At 58.2% G+C, this 19108-nt stretch carries 15 protein-coding genes; 7 read left to right on the top strand and 8 right to left on the bottom strand.

What is annotated here, in order from left to right; translation table 11 throughout:
* Positions 1-223 precede the first annotated feature (223 nt).
* Positions 224-1264 carry an NADP(H)-dependent aldo-keto reductase gene (locus tag ACVWYU_RS19245; protein ID WP_247256347.1) on the top strand — a complete coding sequence of 347 codons (1041 nt, stop codon included), beginning with the start codon at positions 224-226 and terminating at the stop codon, positions 1262-1264.
* A gap of 103 nt (positions 1265-1367) precedes the next feature.
* Here the strand turns inward: ACVWYU_RS19245 and ACVWYU_RS19250 are convergent, their stop codons facing one another.
* A complete protein-coding gene (locus ACVWYU_RS19250; protein WP_047533029.1) occupies positions 1368-2504 on the bottom strand; it encodes an acyl-CoA dehydrogenase family protein in 1137 nt (378 codons plus the stop codon).
* 220 nt (positions 2505-2724) lie between these two features.
* Here ACVWYU_RS19250 and ACVWYU_RS19255 point away from each other — a divergent pair, with 220 nt between their 5' ends.
* The 5 genes from ACVWYU_RS19255 (at position 2725) to ACVWYU_RS19275 (ending at position 9153) form a co-directional block, all read left to right on the top strand.
* Positions 2725-3645, top strand: a complete 921-nt coding sequence (locus ACVWYU_RS19255; RefSeq protein ID WP_174552506.1) for a GlxA family transcriptional regulator — start codon at positions 2725-2727, stop codon at positions 3643-3645.
* Between the two features lie 197 nt (positions 3646-3842).
* The gene (locus tag ACVWYU_RS19260; RefSeq protein ID WP_457373432.1) at positions 3843-5789 is read left to right on the top strand and encodes a flavin monoamine oxidase family protein; all 1947 of its coding nucleotides are present in this window, start codon (positions 3843-3845) and stop codon (positions 5787-5789) included.
* Positions 5790-5996: 207 nt separating this feature from the next.
* On the top strand, positions 5997-6884 hold the full coding sequence (locus ACVWYU_RS19265; RefSeq protein WP_457373433.1) for a nitrilase family protein: 888 nt from the start codon (positions 5997-5999) through the stop codon (positions 6882-6884).
* A 16-nt stretch (positions 6885-6900) separates the two neighbouring features.
* The gene (locus ACVWYU_RS19270) at positions 6901-8094 is read left to right on the top strand and encodes a hypothetical protein (RefSeq protein ID WP_457373434.1); all 1194 of its coding nucleotides are present in this window, start codon (positions 6901-6903) and stop codon (positions 8092-8094) included.
* Between the two features lie 75 nt (positions 8095-8169).
* A complete protein-coding gene (locus ACVWYU_RS19275) occupies positions 8170-9153 on the top strand; it encodes an asparaginase (RefSeq protein WP_457373435.1) in 984 nt (327 codons plus the stop codon).
* 90 nt (positions 9154-9243) lie between these two features.
* On the opposite strand, the gene zapE is transcribed toward ACVWYU_RS19275, so the two are convergent.
* From zapE to ACVWYU_RS19290, 3 genes are all read right to left on the bottom strand, one after another.
* Positions 9244-10338 carry a cell division protein ZapE gene (gene zapE, locus ACVWYU_RS19280; protein WP_390957228.1) on the bottom strand — a complete coding sequence of 365 codons (1095 nt, stop codon included), beginning with the start codon at positions 10336-10338 and terminating at the stop codon, positions 9244-9246.
* A gap of 90 nt (positions 10339-10428) precedes the next feature.
* On the bottom strand, positions 10429-11784 hold the full coding sequence (locus ACVWYU_RS19285) for a tryptophan--tRNA ligase (RefSeq protein ID WP_248916546.1): 1356 nt from the start codon (positions 11782-11784) through the stop codon (positions 10429-10431).
* 24 nt (positions 11785-11808) lie between these two features.
* Positions 11809-12438, bottom strand: a complete 630-nt coding sequence (locus ACVWYU_RS19290; RefSeq protein ID WP_247256396.1) for an alpha/beta hydrolase — start codon at positions 12436-12438, stop codon at positions 11809-11811.
* 144 nt (positions 12439-12582) lie between these two features.
* On the opposite strand from ACVWYU_RS19290, the gene ACVWYU_RS19295 reads away from it, so the two are divergent.
* Positions 12583-13017 (top strand): YhcB family protein, encoded by a 435-nt coding sequence (locus ACVWYU_RS19295; protein ID WP_090325061.1) that lies wholly within the window; start codon positions 12583-12585, stop codon positions 13015-13017.
* Between the two features lie 232 nt (positions 13018-13249).
* On the opposite strand, the gene ACVWYU_RS19300 is transcribed toward ACVWYU_RS19295, so the two are convergent.
* From ACVWYU_RS19300 to ACVWYU_RS19315, 4 genes are all read right to left on the bottom strand, one after another.
* The gene (locus tag ACVWYU_RS19300) at positions 13250-13981 is read right to left on the bottom strand and encodes an OmpA family protein (protein ID WP_090325063.1); all 732 of its coding nucleotides are present in this window, start codon (positions 13979-13981) and stop codon (positions 13250-13252) included.
* A 104-nt stretch (positions 13982-14085) separates the two neighbouring features.
* Positions 14086-14727 (bottom strand): MBL fold metallo-hydrolase, encoded by a 642-nt coding sequence (locus tag ACVWYU_RS19305; protein ID WP_248916544.1) that lies wholly within the window; start codon positions 14725-14727, stop codon positions 14086-14088.
* 87 nt (positions 14728-14814) lie between these two features.
* On the bottom strand, positions 14815-17553 hold the full coding sequence (locus ACVWYU_RS19310; protein WP_457373436.1) for a LuxR C-terminal-related transcriptional regulator: 2739 nt from the start codon (positions 17551-17553) through the stop codon (positions 14815-14817).
* A gap of 173 nt (positions 17554-17726) precedes the next feature.
* Positions 17727-19091 (bottom strand): DUF1329 domain-containing protein, encoded by a 1365-nt coding sequence (locus ACVWYU_RS19315; protein ID WP_090325068.1) that lies wholly within the window; start codon positions 19089-19091, stop codon positions 17727-17729.
* Between the last annotated feature and the right edge of the window lie 17 nt (positions 19092-19108).

Below are 19108 nucleotides of genomic sequence, written 5' to 3' on the forward strand. Positions count from 1 at the left end.
CCTGTAAATTAGACGGCGGATCTTACTGAATAGTGCGTACTTTGACAAGTCAAAGGCAGCCGGATACAGACGCTTTCGGGGGCTCGGGTCGGCGCGTCCGTTCAACGGCAAGATTCTTCGGCGGCGGGGCATCACTTCCACTGCAGAAAGAGGTGCGCAATTATGCAGATTGCGAAAAATAATTCAACCTGCTTTTATGATTGTTTTGCCCAAGGAGCACCCGATGGACTATCGCCAGCTAGGCCGGACCAATCTAAACGTGAGTGCCATCTGCCTCGGAACCATGACCTGGGGCGAGCAAAACAGCGAAGCTGAAGCCTTCGCACAGATTGAACGGGCCAAGAGTGCCGGGATCAACTTCATCGACACCGCCGAGATGTACCCGGTGCCGCCAAAGGCCGAAACCTACGCCACCACCGAACGCTACATCGGCAATTATTTCAAAAGTCGCGGCGACCGTGCCGACTGGATCCTGGCCAGCAAGATCGCCGGTCCGGGCAATACCATCGACTACATCCGCGACAAGAACCTGCGGCACAATCGACAGCACATCACTGAAGCCGTGGACGCCAGCCTCAAGCGCCTGCAGACCGATTACATCGACCTGTACCAGTTGCACTGGCCGGAGCGCAGCACCAATTTCTTCGGTCAACTGGGGTACAAGCACAAGATCGAAGCCAATCTGACACCCCTGGAAGACACCCTCGAAGCACTGGACGAGCAGGTCAAGGCCGGCAAGATCCGCCACATTGGCCTGTCCAACGAAACACCCTGGGGCACCATGCGCTTCCTCGCCCTGGCCGAAGCCCGGGGCTGGCCGCGTGCGGTATCGATCCAGAACCCCTACAACCTGCTCAATCGCAGTTTCGAGGTCGGCCTGGCGGAAATCGCCATTCGTGAACAGTGCGGCCTGCTCGCTTATTCACCGCTGGCGTTTGGGTTCCTGTCGGGCAAATACGAAGGGGGCGCACGTCCACCAAAAGGTCGCCTGAGCCTATACAGCCGCTTCAGCCGCTACTTCAACCCACAGTCGGAAGCTGCCTGCAGCCGTTATGTGGCGCTGGCTCGCGAACACGGCCTGGACCCGGCGCAAATGGCCCTGGCGTTCGTGACGCAACAGCCGTTCGTGACCAGCAACATCATTGGCGCGACCACCCTGGAGCAACTGGAGAGCAACATTGCCAGCTTCGATCTGAAGCTGTCAGAGGAAGTGCTGGAAGGGATCGAAGCGATCCATAAGGATCACCCGAATCCTGCGCCTTGATTGACCTTTAGATCTCATCGCGGGCGATGCCACATTCCCACAGGAATCCTGGAGCCTGTGGGAGTGTGGCTGCCCGCGATGGCGTCTGGCCTGCCAACTCAGATCAAAGCGACCGGGCAATAATCTCCTTCATGATTTCATTGGTCCCGGCATAGATCCGCTGCACCCGCGCATCCGCCCACGCCCGGGCGATCGGGTATTCCCACATAAAGCCGTAACCACCATGCAACTGCACGCACTCGTCGAGGACCTTGCATTGCAGGTCGGTGCCCCAGTATTTGGCCATCGCGGCTGTTGGCACATCGAGCTTGCCTTGCAGATGCAATTCCAGGCAGCGATCCACAAAGACACGACCAATCTGAATTTCTGTCGCCATTTCAGCCAGTTTGAAGCGGGTATTCTGGAAGTCCGCAATCGCCTTGCCAAACGCCTTGCGTTCGCGGGTGTACTCCAGCGTCCATTGCAATGCAGCCTCGGCGGAAGCCAAGCCGCCGATGGCTACGGTGAGGCGCTCCTGGGGCAATTCCTGCATCAGGTACGCAAAACCCATCCCGGCCTGGCCGAGCAGGTTTTCCTTGGGTACCCGAACGTCCTGGAAAAATAATTCCGACGTGTCCTGGGCTTTCATGCCGACCTTCTCCAGGCGCTTGCCCTTTTCAAAGCCTGGCGTATTGGCTTCCACCAAAAACAGGCTGGTGCCCTTCGCGCCGGCCTTGGGATCGGTCTTGGCAACGACAATCACCAAGTCAGCGAGAAAGCCATTGGTGATAAAAGTCTTAGAGCCATTGATCACGTACTCGTCGCCGTCGAGCACCGCGGTGGTCTTGACGCCCTGGAGGTCGGATCCGGCCCCTGGCTCGGTCATGGCGATGGCCGTAACCAGCTCCCCGGAGACCAGTTTCGGCAAGTATTTGTGCTTCAGCATCTCACTGCCGTAATGCAGGATGTACGGCGCCACGATGTCCGAATGCAGGGAAAAACCGATGCCGGTCAACCCCAGGCGCCCCACCTCCTCGATCACCACCGCACTGTAGAGAAAGTCTGCGCCCAACCCGCCGTACTCCTCCGGCAGATGCGAGCACAACATTCCCGCCTCCCCTGCTTTGTTCCAGAGTTGGCGGTCGATGTAGCCCTGCTTTTCCCATTGTCCGTGGAACGGCACCGCCTCTTTTTCAAGGAAGGTTCGTACACTGTCGCGAAAAAGTTCGTGCTCGGAACTGAACAGGGTTCTGGGAATCATGCGGCACCTTTCTGGGTATTTAGCAGGAATCAACCTTCAGAGACTAAGCCTCGCATCCGATACAGAACACTGGACACATCCGACAAAAAATAAGACGATCCAGCCGTCTGGTGACCACTTTCCCCTATAAAAATAAAGTTGAATTATGTCTAACCAAGCCTCCACGCCCCTGCGGCGCGTCAGCATCCTGGCCATCGACCGGGTTTTCGCTTCCACCCTCATGCAAGCCAAGGATTTCTTCCACCTCGCCAGCCTGCGCTACGGCAAACAGCTCGGCCACGGCCTGACTCCCGCGTTCGAAACACGCCTGGTCAGCCCCGACGGCCAGTCGGTCAACACATTCAGCGATGTGAAGATCCCGGTAGACGGCGGTCTGGAAAATGCCGACATCATTGTCATCCCCGCCTTCTGGGACGATTTCGATACCCTGAGCAAACGTTATCCACAGGTACTGCCCTGGCTGCGCCAGCAACACGCCCGTGGCGCGGTGCTTTGCGGCGAGGCCACCGGAGTGTTCTGGCTGGCCGAGGCCGGACTGCTCAATGGCAAGGAAGCAACCACCTACTGGCGCTTCTTCAACGCCTTCGCCGAACGCTTTCCACAGGTCCAGCTCAACCAGGACAAACACCTGACCGACGCCGACAACCTGTACTGCGCCGGCGGCACCACATCGGCGTGCGATCTCTATATCTATCTGATCGAGCGTTTCTGCGGCGCCAATGTCTCCCAGGCCGTGGCACGGGACATTCTTTATGAAGTCCAGCGCAGCTACTCACCGGGCCGCATCGGCTTCGGCGGGCAGAAGCTGCATCAAGACGTGATCATCCTGCAGATCCAGCATTGGCTCGAAGAACACTTTGCCGACAAGTTCCGCTTCGAAGACGTCGCCCGCGAACACGGCATGAGCATCCGCAACTTCATGCGCCGCTTCCAGACCGCCACCGGCGACAAGCCCCTGCACTACCTGCAACGCCTGCGCATAGAAACCGCCAAGGGCCTGCTGTCCGGCAGCCGCAAGAGCATCAAGACCATCAGCTACGAAGTCGGCTACGACGATGCGAGCTTTTTCGCCCGCCTGTTCCGCCAGCACACGGAGCTGTCGCCGAACCAGTATCGGCAGCAGTTTCAGCAAGCGGCGTAGCCAGCACCAACCGAATGTGGGAGCGAGCCTACTCGCTTCCACATTGAATCTTGCGCCGGCCACGCAGTTCGTTCGCTATGCACTTTCCTACGCAAAAAACAGAATACAGAGCGTCAGAGAACCCAACCCTGCCCACAGACGCGCCCCCTTAAAAACTTCAACATCCTCCCTGCAAACACCATCAGGGAAGATCAACCATGACTATCGGCTCAAGCTATAACTACCCTTCATACATTGCCAAGGAGGCCACACGAACAAAGCGCTCGGCTAAAAACAAATGGGCGGTTCGCTTTCCCAATCCGCCGGATTTGTGTTTTGACTATCGTGCACTGGTAGAACAGAAAAACGGCATCGCCAAGGCAACTGACCCGCAACATAAAATCTGCATCATCGGCGCCGGCGTCACAGGCCTGACCGCCGCCAGAGAACTCTATCGATGCGGTTTTACCCACATCAGTCTCATAGAGCAATCCAGACGCATCGGCGGCAGGCACCTGACGGTTCCCGGTAGCCGAAACTCGGCAGCAAGCCACACACCGTTTGAAATGGGCGCCATGCGCATGCCCTTCTTCAACCGGGTGGATGAGCCACCGACAGAAGGTCGGTCGCTGATGGCTTACTACGCCAATCAATTTGAATTGGCGTTTTCAGACTTCGCGAATCCCGGTAGCCAATGGGTTAACTCGACCGGCATCTATCTCCGGGAGGGCAGTATGGGCGGCGGATCGGCGCCGCAAATGTTGATATGGAAAAACGAAGACGGTGTCACACCACCTCCCGGCGATGAATTGCAAAAGGTTTATTCCAAGTGGAAAGCCTTTGCCGATCGTATGACCCGCCATGTTGCCGAGCTCTATGCGAGCCCGGAATGGGAAGCCATATGGGCTTCTATCGTTGAAAAATACGAGAGTGTCTCGTTCCGCGATCTGGTCAGCATGCCCGCACTTGAAGCTTGGGATGACCGCTCACCTGGGGATTTCGGCGGAATGGGAATGTCTGCGCAAGAGTCAGCAATTTTTTACGCGATAGGTATAGGTGATGGTAGCTGGGGAGCTTTCTACGACGTCTGCTGCCTCTACCCTCTGCGTACCGCGATTTTCGGTTTCAGCAGCCAATTACAATTGATCCATGGTCGAGTGGACTCAAACGGCGATCCACTGGATTCGCCCTACCTGAACAACGAAGCTGTTTTTGACTCGATGGGGCAGAGTTTCGACAGACCTCGCTACATCGGCCTCGCCGCGCTGGATGAATGCCTGCTGTTTATGAAAACCGACGAAACCGGAAAGTCCATCTACGAACATAGCCTCGAAAGAAGCAATGGACTTCTCACAGACTCATCCGTCACAAAACTGGAAAAGCTGCCCAATCAAAAAATACGCGTCTACTACAATTGGAAACACAGTCAACCCGAGCAAATCCAGGAGCAATTTGATGACTTTGACTCAGTCATCATGACACTACCCTCCTGGCTGATTGAAACTCGAATCAAGCTCGAAAATTTCACCCAGGAGATGCTGCCTTTCGAGACGATTAACGCCTACAAAACCGCACACTGGGAAACTAGCTGCAAAGTGTTTGCACCGCTGAAGAAATCATTTCTCTCGAAAAACACAAACATCCCGCAAGCCATCGTAACCGACAGTTTTATCCACGATGTCTATACCTACCGCTATAACGACAACTACAGCTACGACTGCATCCTGCTGAGTTATACATGGGAAGATGACGCAACCAAGCTCGCCTCATTCAGCGATCAGGAGTTGGTATCAAAATGCACCGAAGAGCTGGATCGCATACTCATGAACTCTGCCAACGTCCAGGAGAAAATCTCTCCCTACATCAGCATTGATCAAGCGGTGGTTCAGCGTTGGATCACTGATAAAAATGCTCTGGGCTGCGCCAAGCTTTACCGACCGGGCACCTACTACGATGCCGTCGGCCTGATGAAGTACAACCGGGACTTTGCTCATGTATCAGGCTTGTATTTGTCTGGTGAATCTTTTTCCGTCGATGCCGGTTGGACGGAGCCTTGTTTTCGGGGTGCTGTCGATGCAGTGATACATATCTGCAACAAAACCACCGCGACCTTCAATGGTGGATTTTCCTTGAGCGACTACCCGCAATACCAACTCAAAACCTGATCACGTCTCCATTCCAGAGCCATGCACGCAATACATGGCTCTACCTCTCGCACCTGCTTCCCACTGCCTTCAAACATCACTTTGATCCATTTTAGGACAAGGACTACGACCTAAACGGAAGTAGCTGACTTACACCCCATTCCTGATTCCCCTCTTATACACACGCCATTTAACAGCTTGAAAAACAATAAAAAGAGGAACGACGGAATGAGTGAGCCAACAAGCCCTGTGCGTGTAGCAGTCGTGCAATTCGATCCACAAGTCGGCATCGAGAAATGTGTAGGTAATCTACGTCGCAGCCTGGAATTGGCGCTTGAAGCGGTAAACGGCGGTGCGAATCTCATCGTTCTGCCCGAGCTTTCCAATACCGGCTATTTCTTTAGCAATCGACAGGATGCCTTCGCCCATGCTGAATCAGTTCCCGACGGGCCAAGCGTGCAGCGCTGGATCGACTTCGCCCGCGAACACAACGTTTACCTCGTGGCCGGTCTGGCCGAACGCGACGGCATGCGTCTCTTCAATACCGGCGTTCTGGTGGGACCAGACGGTTTTATCGGCAAGTACCGCAAAGCCCATTTGTGGAATCTGGAGAAGCTCTGGTTCACCCCCGGCGACCTGGGTTTCCCGGTTTTCGACACACCGATCGGCCGCATCGGGCTGTTGATCTGCTGGGACATCTGGTTCCCGGAGGTGCCACGGATCCTAGCCCAGCAAGGCGCAGACATCATTTGCAGTCTGAACAATTGGGTCTGGACACCGCCACCGCTGTTCGACGATGCCGGAAAGTGCATGGCGTCGTATTTGACGATGACTGCCGCTCACGTCAATAACGTGTTTATCGCTGCCGCCAGCCGGATCGGCGAGGAGCGCGGCGCACGCTACCTGGGTTGCTCGTTGATTGCCGGAACCAACGGCTGGCCGATTGGCGCCGTGGCTTCGGCAGACAGGCAGGAAATCCTCTTTGCCGATGTTGACCTGACCAGCTCCCGCAGTGCGCCCATCTGGAACAACCTGAACGATCTGCATCGTGACCGCCGAGCCGATCTTTACGATCAGATGCTCGGTTACACCCAACACCCTTGCCTCCCACGTTGATCAGGAGGCCTATCGCATGGAAGTTACAACCGACAAAACCCAAACATCGCGCAAATCACCGATCGATACAGCCGTCGTTCTGCTAATGATCGGCGCGACAGTGCTGATCGTCTGGCTTTCTTACAGTAACCGTACGTTCTGGGACGCGCATTGGCCCGGGTACGGCGACATGGTATCGATGCTACCCGAACCAAGTGCCTGGTTGCGCTGGGTGTTAGGTGACATCAGCGAGGTGGCTTTCTACAAGCACGAGTTCGCTTCGATCGGCCTACTGGCGGGTGCTTATCTGGCTTACTGGGCGAATCGAACGGGGAAGTCCTGGCAAGGGTTTGCCATCTCCTATGGAACGGGACTTTGGCCCTGGCTGGTCACCAGTTCGTTGCTCGGGTTGCTGCTGAGCAATCTGCTGTGGGGCTGGACGGTGACCGCCACAACCTGGCAACCCACATTCGTAGCATTTGTCTCACTGCCAGCGGCAATGGTGCTGATGTTTGGCGGAGGCTGGAGGGTCACGATCAACGGCGCACTCATGGGCGCCGTACTCGTCACACCGATGTGCCTGCTGATCGTCAACTACGTGTGCGAACCGCTGTCCTTGCCGGCAGTGATTGGCAATGTAATGGGTATGGCGGTAGCCAGCGTCCTGGCGTTTCTGTTCTGCCGCTATTGGCCGAATCTGGTGAAACCCAGGTCGTCGGAAACACCTCCTGCCTCGATCGCCCCTGCCAAGGCGCCCGACTATGGCCTCATCTGGAGCTTGCGCCGGATTCTGGCGGACTTTTCCGAAGCACCGTTCTTCGGCAATGAGCTGGCCAGCCTGGGCCTGATACTGGGTGCATTGCTAGCGTACAGCTTGAACCCTTCAAGCCCCGCGTATGGGTCGGGTCTGTTGCTGCACATCATCGGCGCACAGGCATTGGCCTCGGCCATCGGCGTGCTGATCTGGCGTCAACAATGGATGTTGCGCGGCTGGTACCCCACTTACATCCCACTGGTTTCAGTGGTGCCTGCGGCGATCCTGGCCTATGGCGGCAGCTGGCAGATTATCGTCTCAAGTGCACTGCTGGGGGCATTACTCGCACCACCACTGGCCTGTGTGATTGCCAGGAAATTACCGGCCGACATGCACGCCTACATCGCCAATGTACTGTCGATGGCCATCAGCACACTGCTGATCGTGCCGCTAATCGGTTTTCTGATCGCCGATTAAGCCAAGCCATTCGGCTGTATCGCCGCCTCAAAAGCGGATACAGCCACTTTTCATTACAAACAAGCGAGGTATCCCATGGACCTGCCCAAACTGTCCATCGCGGCACTTGGCGGCACGGTAAGCATGCAAGCGAGCAATGCCGATGAAGGTGTCATCCCGACCGTCAGCGGCGAAGCCCAGCTGATTTCAATACCGGAACTGACGACACTGGCCGCAGTCACCGTAGAGACCCTCGGCCTGCTGCCCAGTGCGTCCCTGGATTTCGAGTTTTTGCTGAACGTATTGTCCTGGGCTGAGTTTCAGGTCAAAAAGGGCGCCGTTGGGGTCGTGCTAACCCAAGGCACCGACACCCTCGAAGAAGCCGCAGTGTTTTTGGATTACCTGTGGCCCTACGACACCCCCTTGGTGCTGACCGGTGCCATGCGTTCCGCAGCGCAGCCAGGCGCCGATGGACCGGCCAATCTGCTGGATGCATGTCGCGTTGCCCTGGCGCAAAACAGCCGGCATCGCGGTGTCCAGGTCGTAATGAACGGACAGATCCATCAAGCGAGCAGCGTGCGCAAAACCGATTCACTGGCACTGCAAGCGTTTTCCTCTCCGGTCGTGGGGCCCGCAGGCCTACTGTTGGAAGATCATGTTCGCTACCTGCGCCCGCCGGGGCCGCGCACGGTGCTACCGCTGCCGCAACAGACCACACAGAAGGTTGCGCTGCTTGAGGCCTCACTTTCGGCCGACGCCCTGCTACTGGAAAACATTCTCGCACTCGATTACGACGGGCTGGTGATCGGAGGTTTTGGCGCCGGCCACATCTCGCAGCGCTGGGCGACATCAATTGAGCAAATTGCCGAACGAATCCCCGTGATCATTGCGACCCGAACCGGCTCCGGCTCCACCGCTCGTGCCTCTTACGGTTTTGGTGGTGGTGAAATGGACTTGATCCGAAAGGGGGCATTGATGGCGGGCTTTCTATGTCCGCGAAAGGCCAGAATTCTGCTTTGGTTGCTGCTTGGTTGCCAACGGCAGCACGAGCTTGCACGGTATCTAAACGAAGACTTTTGACTTCAAAACAATGTACAAACCTGTAGGCGGAGGATTTGTGCTGATAAAAAAGGCCTGCATGTGCAGGCCTCTTTCATTTTCCGAACCGCCCTACGGCTTGTGCGCGCGAGCCAGGAATTCGTGGGATTGCATTTCCAGCAGACGACTGAGAGTACGCTGAAACTCAAAGTTCAGGCGACCGCCGGTGTAGAGATCCTTGAGCTCGACTTCGGCAGAAATGATCAGTTTCACGTTACGGTCGTAGAACTCGTCGACCATATTGATGAACCGTCGAGCGATGTCGTCGGTGGTGACGCTCATCTGTTCGACACCGCTAAGCAACACGGCGTGGAAGATCTTGCCCAGTTCGATGTAGTCGTTCTGGCTGCGCGGGCCGTCGCACAGTTCGCGGAAGTCGAACCAGGCCACGTCATCGCAGGTGCGCAGGGCACGGATCTCGCGGTTTTCGATCATCAGCACGTCGTTCTCGATCGCTGCCGTGCACTCTGGCGTCAGCGCACGGAAGCTTTTGCGCAGACTTTCGTGGGACGCTTCGTCGAGCGGAAAGTGGAACAGCTCCGCTTGTTCGAGGTGACGCAGACGGTAATCGACACCGCTGTCGACGTTGACGATCTCGGTGTTCTGCTTGATCAGCGCAATGGCCGGCAGGAAACGCGCGCGCTGCAGGCCGTCCTTGTACAGACCGTCCGGCACGATGTTCGAGGTCGCGACCAGGGTCACGCCGTTCTTGAACAGCTCTTCCATCAAGGTGCCAAGGATCATGGCGTCGGTGATGTCGGAAACGAAGAACTCATCGAAGCAGATCACTCGGGCTTCGGTGGAAAAACGCTTGGCGATGATTGTGAGCGGGTTTTTCTCGCCGCCCAGGGTTTTCATCTCTTCGTGCACGCGCTTCATGAAGCGGTGGAAGTGAGTGCGGGACTTTTCCTTGAACGGCAGCGCCTCGAAAAAGGTGTCGACCAGGTAAGTCTTGCCGCGACCCACGCCGCCCCAGAAGTACAGGCCCTTGACCGGGGTCTGATCCTTCTTGCCAAACAGTTTGCCCAGCAGGCCCGGTTTGTTCTGCTCGGCCGCGACCAGATCGTCGTACAGGCGCTGCAAATGACGCACAGCCGTTTCCTGCGCAGCGTCATGGAAGAATTCCGGGCGTTTCAGATCAGCTTGATATCGTTCTAGGGGCGTCATAATTCGTTAGCAAGGCAACAAAAACGGGCCGTCACTGTAGCGATGGCCCGTGGGAATGGCAATCAGCCCTTGGTCGGGCCGTGCCGCTGATTATTCCTGAACAGGCGTCAGAGCGATCCGCAATGCTTCGATTGCAGCATCGCGCGCAGCGCTGTCAGCGAAGGCTGGGCTCTGGGCGACACACTCGCCTTCCAGCCAGACGCCGAAGCTCAGGTCTTCATTGCGCACGTCCAGTGGCTGGCCCGATTGCAGCTGCTTGGTCACCTGGCCAGCGGTTTTACCGTCAGCGAAATTGCGCGAGAGCAGCAACTGTTCGCCATCGGCCGCCAGCAGACGGAAGCGGAAACTGCCGTCGTCTTCGCGGAAGCTGACAAAGCGCGCGGCTTTCGCCGCTTTTTTCTTGGTGCTCGCCGCCACCTGGGTCTGGGCAACGAAAGAGCGCAGGCCAACCGCTTCACGCAGCTCATTGAGGAAAGGTGTCGCCACCGCACGGGCCTTTTTCGCGCCGTGTTGAAGGATGTCTTCCAGGTCTGCCGGGCGCTCGATCAACTGGTGATAGCGCTCGCGTGACTCGCCCAACTCATTGTCCAGCAACTGGAACAGGCGATTCTTCGCCTCGCCCCAACCCAGGCCCTGCAGCAGTTCGCTACGAAACTCGTCGGATTGCGCCGGCGTGGCAAACGCCTGGAACAGGGTGAACAAGTGCGAATTGTCCGGATCTTTCGCTTCGCCCGGCGCGCGGGAGTCGGTGACGATCCGCGAAATCGCGTCCTTCATCTCTTTGGCGCTGCTGAACAACGGAATGGTGTTGTCGTAGCTTTTCGACATCTTGCGACCGTCGAGGCCTGGCAGCGTGGCAACGCTTTCCTCGATCAATGCCTCGGGCATGGTGAAGAACTCTTTGCCCTGGCCGAACAGGTGGTTGAAGCGCTGACCGATATCCCGGGCCATTTCCACGTGCTGGATCTGGTCGCGACCGACCGGCACCTTGTGCGCGTTGAACATCAGAATGTCCGCTGCCATCAGCACCGGGTAGCTGTACAGGCCCATGGTGATACCGGCGTCCGGGTCTTCGCCGGTCTCGAGGTTCTTGTCCACCGAGGCCTTGTAAGCGTGGGCACGGTTGAGCAGGCCCTTGGCGGCGACGCAGGTCAGCAGCCAGGTCAGTTCAGGGATTTCCGGGATGTCGGACTGGCGATAGAAGGTCACGCGGTCCACATCCAGGCCACCGGCCAGCCAGGTCGCGGCGATTTCCAGACGCGAGCGCTGGATGCGCAGCGGGTCATCGCATTTGATCAGGGCGTGATAGTCCGCCAGGAAGTAGAACGAATCGGCATTGCTGTCACGGCTGGCAAGGATCGCCGGGCGAATGGCGCCGGCGTAGTTGCCCAGGTGCGGCGTGCCGGTGGTGGTGATGCCGGTGAGGATACGGGTACGAGTCGTCATGGGTAATCGCTTGTCAGACTGCAATCAATTCGAAAGACGCGGCAGGATCAGATCCTTGAGATCGGTCAGCTTGCCATGAAAAAAGTGTCCGCATTCTGCCACTTTCAGCAGCTCATGGGGACGTTCGAGCTTGTCGGACCATTGGTAAACGAGCTGCGGATCGATGACTTCGTCGGTTTCCGGCTGAATAAGGGTCAGTTCGCCCTGTTGCGGCAACGAGTGCTGATCGCCCAGGCGCATGACCGCCGGCGCAACCATGAACACGTGTTTGAGCCGCTCACCCTGCGCTTCCAGGCGTCCGCCCAGACTTGCCGCAACAAAACCGCCGAAGGAGAATCCGAACAGGTTCAGCGGCAAATCCGGGTGTTTGGCCCGAAACCACGTGGCCACGGCCTGGGCATCATCAACCTCACCGGTGCCCATGTCGTGCGAGCCTTCGCTGGCACCGACGCCACGGTAGTTGAAACGCAGGGTAATCAAACCGGCATCGCGCGCGGTGCGCTGCAGGGTCGAGACCACTTTGTTGAGCATGGTGCCGCCCTGCACCGGGTTCGGATGGCAGATCAGCGCCAGGCCGCGCGGCTGCTCGTTGTCCAGGTAAAGTGCTTCCAGTTGACCGACCGGGCCATCAATCACTACAGGGGTTTCACGCATCAGCAAGGAAGGAACTCCGTGACCTCGAATCGGGTCGACTCGTCTAGCAAATTGTCTGCAACTGTCTATTGCGAGCGAATCGCGGTATACAGCGCAGGTTCGAGCCGTTAACGTAAAGCAAAGCCGTTTATAGAGGAAGGACTCGTGGAACACTCGCTCTTAGTTTGGTTGTTGCCGACTCTTGCCCTGGTTGTGGGTGTCGCCATTGGATTCCTGATCGCTCGCCTGGCGCCGAATGCCGCGCCCAGCAGCACGCAACGTCAGCTGGACGATATTCAGGAACGTTTCGACAATTATCAGAATGAGGTGGTGACCCACTTCAACAGCACTGCAACACTGGTCAAGAAACTGACTCAGAGCTATCAGGAAGTGCAGGATCATCTCGCCGAGGGTGCCAATCGCCTGGCCCTGGACGAGCAAACCCGCCAACGCTTGCTGGCCTCCCTGCACGCCGACGCGGTGCAGGCTCCACGGGAACGCCTGACGCCGCCGCGCAATCAGGAACCTCCACGCGACTACGCGCCTAAAGCCCCGAACGCACCGGGCATGCTCGACGAGCATTACGGCCTGAAGAAGTAATCAGGTCTCAGACGTGAAAAAGCCCTCGGACGAGCGATTGTCCGGGGCTTTTTTGTTTTTGAACTCGTCTTTGCCCGGTCTGCCCCCATCGCGAGGAGGCTCGCTCTCACAAAAGGGCCGCATTTGAACTGTGCGAGCCTGCTCGCGATGGGGCCGGAATCAATGACAAAAAAAACCGCCTGATCTGTTTAGGATCGGGCGGCTCTTACACGCCTGGGGTTCAGTCAGACGATCAAGGGTATTGCTGAACCGTGCCTGGTTGCTGCTGACTGCCATACTGCTGACCCGGAATCGCCTTGAGATTGACCTCGACACGACGGTTCTGTGCACGGCCGTTGACGTCACCGTTGTTGGCGATCGGGTTATCCGGACCAGCGCCACGGGCGCTCAGGTTGGCACCGCTGACGCCTTGCGAAGTCAGGTAGGTCGCCACACTCTGCGCGCGACGCTGGGACAGGTCCATATTGTGCTGGCGGCTGCCGGTGCTGTCGGTGTAGCCGACAATTTCGATCTGGTTCTGGTTGAACTCTTTCAGCGAGCCGGCCAGGTTGTTCAGCGGCTGGTAGAAGCTCGGAGCGATGTTCGCCGAATCAGTGGCGAACGTGATGTTGCCCGGCATGATCAGCTTGATCTGATCGCCTTGACGCTGCACTTCAACACCTGTGTTGGCCATGCTGGCCCGCAGTTTTTTCTCCTGCTGGTCCGCGTAATAGCCATAACCCGCAGCGGAAGCACCGCCCAGAGCTGCGCCAATCAATGCCCCTTTGCCACGGTTATCGTGGTTGATGGCAGCACCCGCCACAGCACCGGCCAGAGCGCCAAGACCACCGTATTTAGCGGTTTTGCTCATGCCCGTGGAGCCGCTATCCGCCTGGCCCTGGTCGTTGTACGGGTTGGGCGATGCACAACCAGACAACAGCGCCACGGCAGTAGCAACAATAATCAAAGGACGCGTGGTGAACATGTAGAGCTCCTACTTTTTTACATTCTGTGGTGCAACGAACTTAAGCATCGAACCATTGCGGGCGTTGGATCGTCTCGCCGGACAAAAATTCCGCCCGTTACAATTCAAGCCCGAACAAAAGGATTCTCGCGCATTTCATCGCCGAGTCGGGTGTCGGGACCGTGGCCGGCGACTACGGTGGCTTCCTCGTCGAGGGTGTACAGACGCTGCTTGATCGAGCGCACGATGGTCGCCTGATCGCCGCCCCACAAATCCGTGCGCCCTACTCCGCGACGAAACAGGGTGTCGCCGGCGATCAGCAGCTTCGCCTCGGAAAACCAGAAGCTCATGGAACCCGGCGTATGACCGGGCGTGTGCAACGCCACGCCGCAACCGCAGGCCAACTCTTCATCGTCGGCCAGCCAGCGGTCCGGCGACGGCACCGGCGTGTAGGGCACACCGAACATCTGGCACTGCATCTCCAGGTTGTCCCAGAGGAACTGATCCTCTTTGTGCAGGTGCAAGGTGGCGCCCGTTTTCTCCTTCAACTGACCGGAAGCCAGGAAGTGATCGAGATGAGCGTGGGTGTGGATGATGCTGACCACTTTCAGGCCCAGTGCATCGAGCCGAGCCAGGATCAGCTCATGGTTGCCACCCGGATCGACGACAATGGCCTTTTTCGTTACCGGATCGCCGATGATCGTGCAGTTGCACTGCAAAGGGCCGACGGGGAAGGTTTCGCGGATGAGGGTGGTTGGCTGGGACATCGGGGAGGCTCAATCAACAGGGATGGGTAATGGTCGCACAAATCGGCGCCCGGCAATTTACCGCCCTGCGTAACTTTAGTTTTACCCTTAGCCCAACACCCCCAACTCCTTCGCCCTCGCCACTGCCTGCGTACGCCGTTCCACCCCGAGCTTGCTGTTGATGTGGCTGGCGTGGGTTTTGACCGTGTGCAGGGAAATAAACAGCTGATCGCTGATTTCCTGATTCGAACAGCCTTGGGCGATTAGCCGCAGGACTGCCAGTTCCCGCGTACTGAGTTGCTCTGCCGCAGCAGTGGATTCCAGCGCCGGGCGGATCACCGGCGTCGGAAGTTTCTCGGCCAGGTCTTGAGAAACAGTGGTAGGTGCGCTGAGTTGAAGCTGCGCGCGCAGCCAGTCCGGATGCTCGGCCAACAACCTGTCGAACGGTTGCAGTACGCCACCGGCGGCGGCCTCCAGCGCCTGACCCAAGGCCTTGCGTGCCTCGGGCTCGCGCCCGGTGCTCAGCAGCAGCGAGGTTTTTTGCGCCAGCGCCATCGCACTGAGCATTTGCCGACCGCTTTGCTGCCCCTGTTCGAGCAGCACATTCAAACGCCCCTCAGCCAGCATCGGCTGGGCCTGGATGACGTCCAGCAACGCTTGTTGCAGCTCGATATGCAGCGGCAGTTGCGGATGGAACTCCGGGGGCGCGGCAGGGTGTTCGCCGTTATAGGTCTGACTCAATCGCGCCAGCCAGGCTTCGGCCAGATCTGTGCGGCCCTGGGCCAGCCAGAGTTCACATTTGACCTGCGTGATCATCGCCAGATAGTAAATGGGCGGCACGTCCCAGATGTGCATCAGACGTTCGGCCTCGGCGAGCTCGGCAAAGGCTTTGGCGAATTCGCCACTGCTGCCTTCCAGCCGCGCGATCACGCAGTGGCCGATCAACACGCTGATGTCGCGGCAGGCACGCGCCTCGTTCAAACCGACCTGCAATCGCCCTCTCGCCGCCTGTGGTTGCAGGCGCAGCGCCAGCAGAAATCCTTCGTACAAGGTCAGTCGGGCGCGAACCGCATAAAGGCGTTGCGCGGATAGCCCTTGCAGGCGCTGCAGGCCTTGCCGGACTTCCTCCAGCGAACGAAGGATTTCTCCGCGCGCCTGCAGCACTCGGGCGCGGTCGTAGTGAGCCAGCGCTTCGAACAACGGGTTGCCAACCCGCTGCGCCAATTCCAGGGAATCCCGATTCAGCTCGCGCGCGCGCCATAAGTCGCCATCGGCGATGGCAAGGTTGGACAGGGTCGAGAGGCACATCAAACGCTGTCCGTAGCGTTTGCACGGAAGGCTTTCCAGCGCCTCGCTGCAATAGAGCAGCGTGAGCTCGCGGTTGCCGCGCCCGCGCGCGATGATCCCGCTCAGCGCCAACCACTGCGCCAGCATGGATTTCTGTGCAGTGGCCGACGGGGCCGGCAGGAAGCGGCTCAAATGGCTCGACAGTTCCTCGGCCGCATCCAGTTGACAGGCCAGCCCCAACGCCCAGCTGTAAAGCACGATCAGGCGCGGCGTGCTGATCAGCAGGCTGTCGGGCAAGTCCATTTTCCAGCGCAGCAACATGCCGACGTTCTGCTCGGCCAGCAATTGCTCTTCGGAAAGGTTTTGTACCAGGTTCGCCGCCACGTCCAGATGTCCGGCGCGCAAGGCCTGCTCCACCGCTTCGTCGAGCAAGCCCTGGGCATTGAACCAGCGACAGGCACGCAGGTGCAGACTCGCGGCCGGCACCACTGTCTGTGCGGTAGGCCGCGTGCGCAGCAGATCGGAAAACAAATGGTGATAACGATACCAATGGCCGTGTTCGTCCAGCGGCACCAGGAAAACCTGGTGTGCAGCCAGAAAACGCAGGATCTCGGCGCTGTCGTGAGCGTCGCGAATGGCGTCGCACAGCTCACTGCAAAAACGCTCCTGAGGCGCCGTGTCGTACAGGAATGACTGAACCTCGGCGGGCAGGCAATCGATGACTTCTTCCAACAGGTAATCGCGAATCAGCCCCTCCCCGCCATGCAACGCCTGGGGCAATGCGCCATGACTGCCTGCCTCCGAGGCCGCCAGCAACCAGAAGCGCAAGCCGGCAACCCAACCTTCGCTGCGCTGGATCAGGCTTTCCAGCGCCTCACCGCGCAAAGTACTGCTGTGACGGTCAAGCAGGGTCAAGGCTTCATCGTGGGTCAGGCGCAAGTCTTGTTCATGCAATTCGAGCAGTTGCCGCGACAAGCGCAGCCGCGCCAGATGCCAGTCAGGGCGCTGGCGACTGGTGACCATCACCAGCAAGCCATCGGGCAAATGGTTGAGGAAAAACTGCAAGCAGCGATCAAGCACCGGCCCCTGGGCCAGATGATAGTCATCGAGAACGAGTAACAGCGGCGTCGCTGTCGAAAGGTGTACGGCCAGCTCATCGAGCAAGCCATCCAGCCATTCTTCGAATGCAAACGGCTGATGTCGCTGACGCATCTTCAGCAGCCCGAGGGACTGCCTGCCCAGCTGCGGAAAATAGTCTTGAAGGCCTTCGAGCAAGCGCTCGAGGAATCGACCCGGGTCACTGTCGCGCGGACTCAATCCGAGCCAAAGGCTTTGCCAATGGGCCGGCAGCGACTGACAGAACTCCACCGCCAACGAACTTTTACCGAACCCCGCCGGTGCACTGACCAGTAACAGCCTGCCATTTAGCCCTGCACTCAGACGCTCGCAAAGACGAGGCCGCAGCACATGGCCGTCGGGCAATGGCGGACGGAAAAAACGCCCGGCCAGCGTGGCGACGGCAACGCTTGCAGGACCTGGTGGTGGGGACAGATCAGTCATGGCCGGCTCTTGTTTGAATTACGGATGGCGGCGTTGCAGATGTCCGCAGACTAGCGGTAAACGATGAGGTAATGAAGGTAATTGCTACAAATGGCTACAAAAAGTCTACGAATAAAAAAACGCCCCGAACCAGTCGGGGCGTTTCCAGAGGATGCGGCCTCTTTTTTTATGCCTTAGCGAACACCATCCTGACGCAATGCCGCCGGGGTGAAGTCGCTGGTGGTGGCCTGGAAGCCGAAGTTATACGCCGACTTCTCTTCGTTCTTCATGCCCAGCGCCAGGTAACGGCCCGATTGCAGGTCGTACAAGGCTTCCAGCGCATACCACGGCACTTGCTTGTCGTAGTAGTTCTCGGCATGGGCTTCGGCAACGCGCCACAGTTGGTTACGACCGTCGTAGTGGTCGATGACCGCTGCTTGCCAGGTATCTTCGTCGATGTAGAAGTCACGCTTGGCGTAAATATGGCGCTGACCTTCCTTCAAGGTGGCAACCACATGCCAGACGCGACGCAGCTCGTAACGCGCCAGGTCCTGATTGATGTGACCGGCCTTGATGATGTCCGCGTACTTCAGGTTCGGATCGTCGAGTTTGTAGGCGTCGGAGGCGATGTACATCTCTTTCTTGCCTTCGAGCTTCCAGTCGTAACGATCCGGCGCACCGTTGTACATGTCCAGGTTGTCGGAAGTACGCAGGCCGTCGGCTGCAGTACCCGGCCCGTCATAGGACACTTGCGGTGCACGACGCACACGGCGCTGACCGGCGTTGTAGACCCACGCCGAACGCGGTTCCTTAACCTGGTCGAGGGTTTCATGCACCAGCAGCACACCACCGGCCAGACGTGCCGGAGCGGTCACTTTTTGCTTGAAGTAGAACAGGATGTTGCCCGGGTTTTTCGGATCGTAGTCCTTCATCTTGTCGCGGAACACGAACTGGTCTTCAAAGTACACCAGGCTGAACGAGCCGTTCGGCTGTGGCGTAGCCTGGGTGACCAGACGGGTTACGCTGCCACCGCGATAGCGAGTGATGTGGTTCCAGATGACTTCAACGCCGCTTTTCGGAATCGGGAACGGCACTGCGGTTTCGAAGTTTTCCAGGCCGTTGCCTCCGGACACCAGGTTGGTGTTGGTGGCGTTGCGCTTGATAGCGGCGAACACGTCATCCGGCACGGTAGCACCACGATGGGACGGGTAAACCGGCATCTTGAAGGTTTCCGGGTAGCGCTTGAACATTGCGTACTGGCCCGGAGAGAGCTTGTCCTTGTATTGCTCGACGTTCTGCGCCGTGATGGTGAACAGCGGTTTTTCGCTGGCGTACGGATTGGACAGGAAGCCTTTGCTGTCGACGGTACCGGCGTTCTTCGGCAGGGGTTTCCAGGCCGGGATCGAGCCGTCGGCGTTACCCGCCATTTCAGCACCCATCGGGGTCAGGCTCTTGCCCAGCTTATCCGCCTCGGCTGCCGGGACGGCTGCCATGACACTGGTCGCCAGCAGCGAAAGCCCCAAAACACCGGCGCGGAACAGACTCTTTGTTATTTTCATATGTGCGTTCGTCCTGA

It is taken from the genome of Pseudomonas sp. TE12234, assembly GCF_054061835.1.

What these genes read in the sequence shown, in the direction of transcription:
- ACVWYU_RS19310 (WP_457373436.1), bottom strand. Translation starts at nt 17,553, where the DNA reads ATGACTGATCTGTCCCCACCACCAGGTCCTGCAAGCGTTGCCGTCGCC.
- ACVWYU_RS19315 (WP_090325068.1), bottom strand. Translation starts at nt 19,091, where the DNA reads ATGAAAATAACAAAGAGTCTGTTCCGCGCCGGTGTTTTGGGGCTTTCG.
- ACVWYU_RS19300 (WP_090325063.1), bottom strand. Translation starts at nt 13,981, where the DNA reads ATGTTCACCACGCGTCCTTTGATTATTGTTGCTACTGCCGTGGCGCTG.
- ACVWYU_RS19255 (WP_174552506.1), top strand. Translation starts at nt 2,725, where the DNA reads ATGCAAGCCAAGGATTTCTTCCACCTCGCCAGCCTGCGCTACGGCAAA.
- ACVWYU_RS19265 (WP_457373433.1), top strand. Translation starts at nt 5,997, where the DNA reads ATGAGTGAGCCAACAAGCCCTGTGCGTGTAGCAGTCGTGCAATTCGAT.
- ACVWYU_RS19290 (WP_247256396.1), bottom strand. Translation starts at nt 12,438, where the DNA reads ATGCGTGAAACCCCTGTAGTGATTGATGGCCCGGTCGGTCAACTGGAA.
- ACVWYU_RS19275 (WP_457373435.1), top strand. Translation starts at nt 8,170, where the DNA reads ATGGACCTGCCCAAACTGTCCATCGCGGCACTTGGCGGCACGGTAAGC.
- ACVWYU_RS19270 (WP_457373434.1), top strand. Translation starts at nt 6,901, where the DNA reads ATGGAAGTTACAACCGACAAAACCCAAACATCGCGCAAATCACCGATC.
- ACVWYU_RS19305 (WP_248916544.1), bottom strand. Translation starts at nt 14,727, where the DNA reads ATGTCCCAGCCAACCACCCTCATCCGCGAAACCTTCCCCGTCGGCCCT.
- ACVWYU_RS19245 (WP_247256347.1), top strand. Translation starts at nt 224, where the DNA reads ATGGACTATCGCCAGCTAGGCCGGACCAATCTAAACGTGAGTGCCATC.
- ACVWYU_RS19285 (WP_248916546.1), bottom strand. Translation starts at nt 11,784, where the DNA reads ATGACGACTCGTACCCGTATCCTCACCGGCATCACCACCACCGGCACG.
- zapE (WP_390957228.1), bottom strand. Translation starts at nt 10,338, where the DNA reads ATGACGCCCCTAGAACGATATCAAGCTGATCTGAAACGCCCGGAATTC.
- ACVWYU_RS19260 (WP_457373432.1), top strand. Translation starts at nt 3,843, where the DNA reads ATGACTATCGGCTCAAGCTATAACTACCCTTCATACATTGCCAAGGAG.
- ACVWYU_RS19250 (WP_047533029.1), bottom strand. Translation starts at nt 2,504, where the DNA reads ATGATTCCCAGAACCCTGTTCAGTTCCGAGCACGAACTTTTTCGCGAC.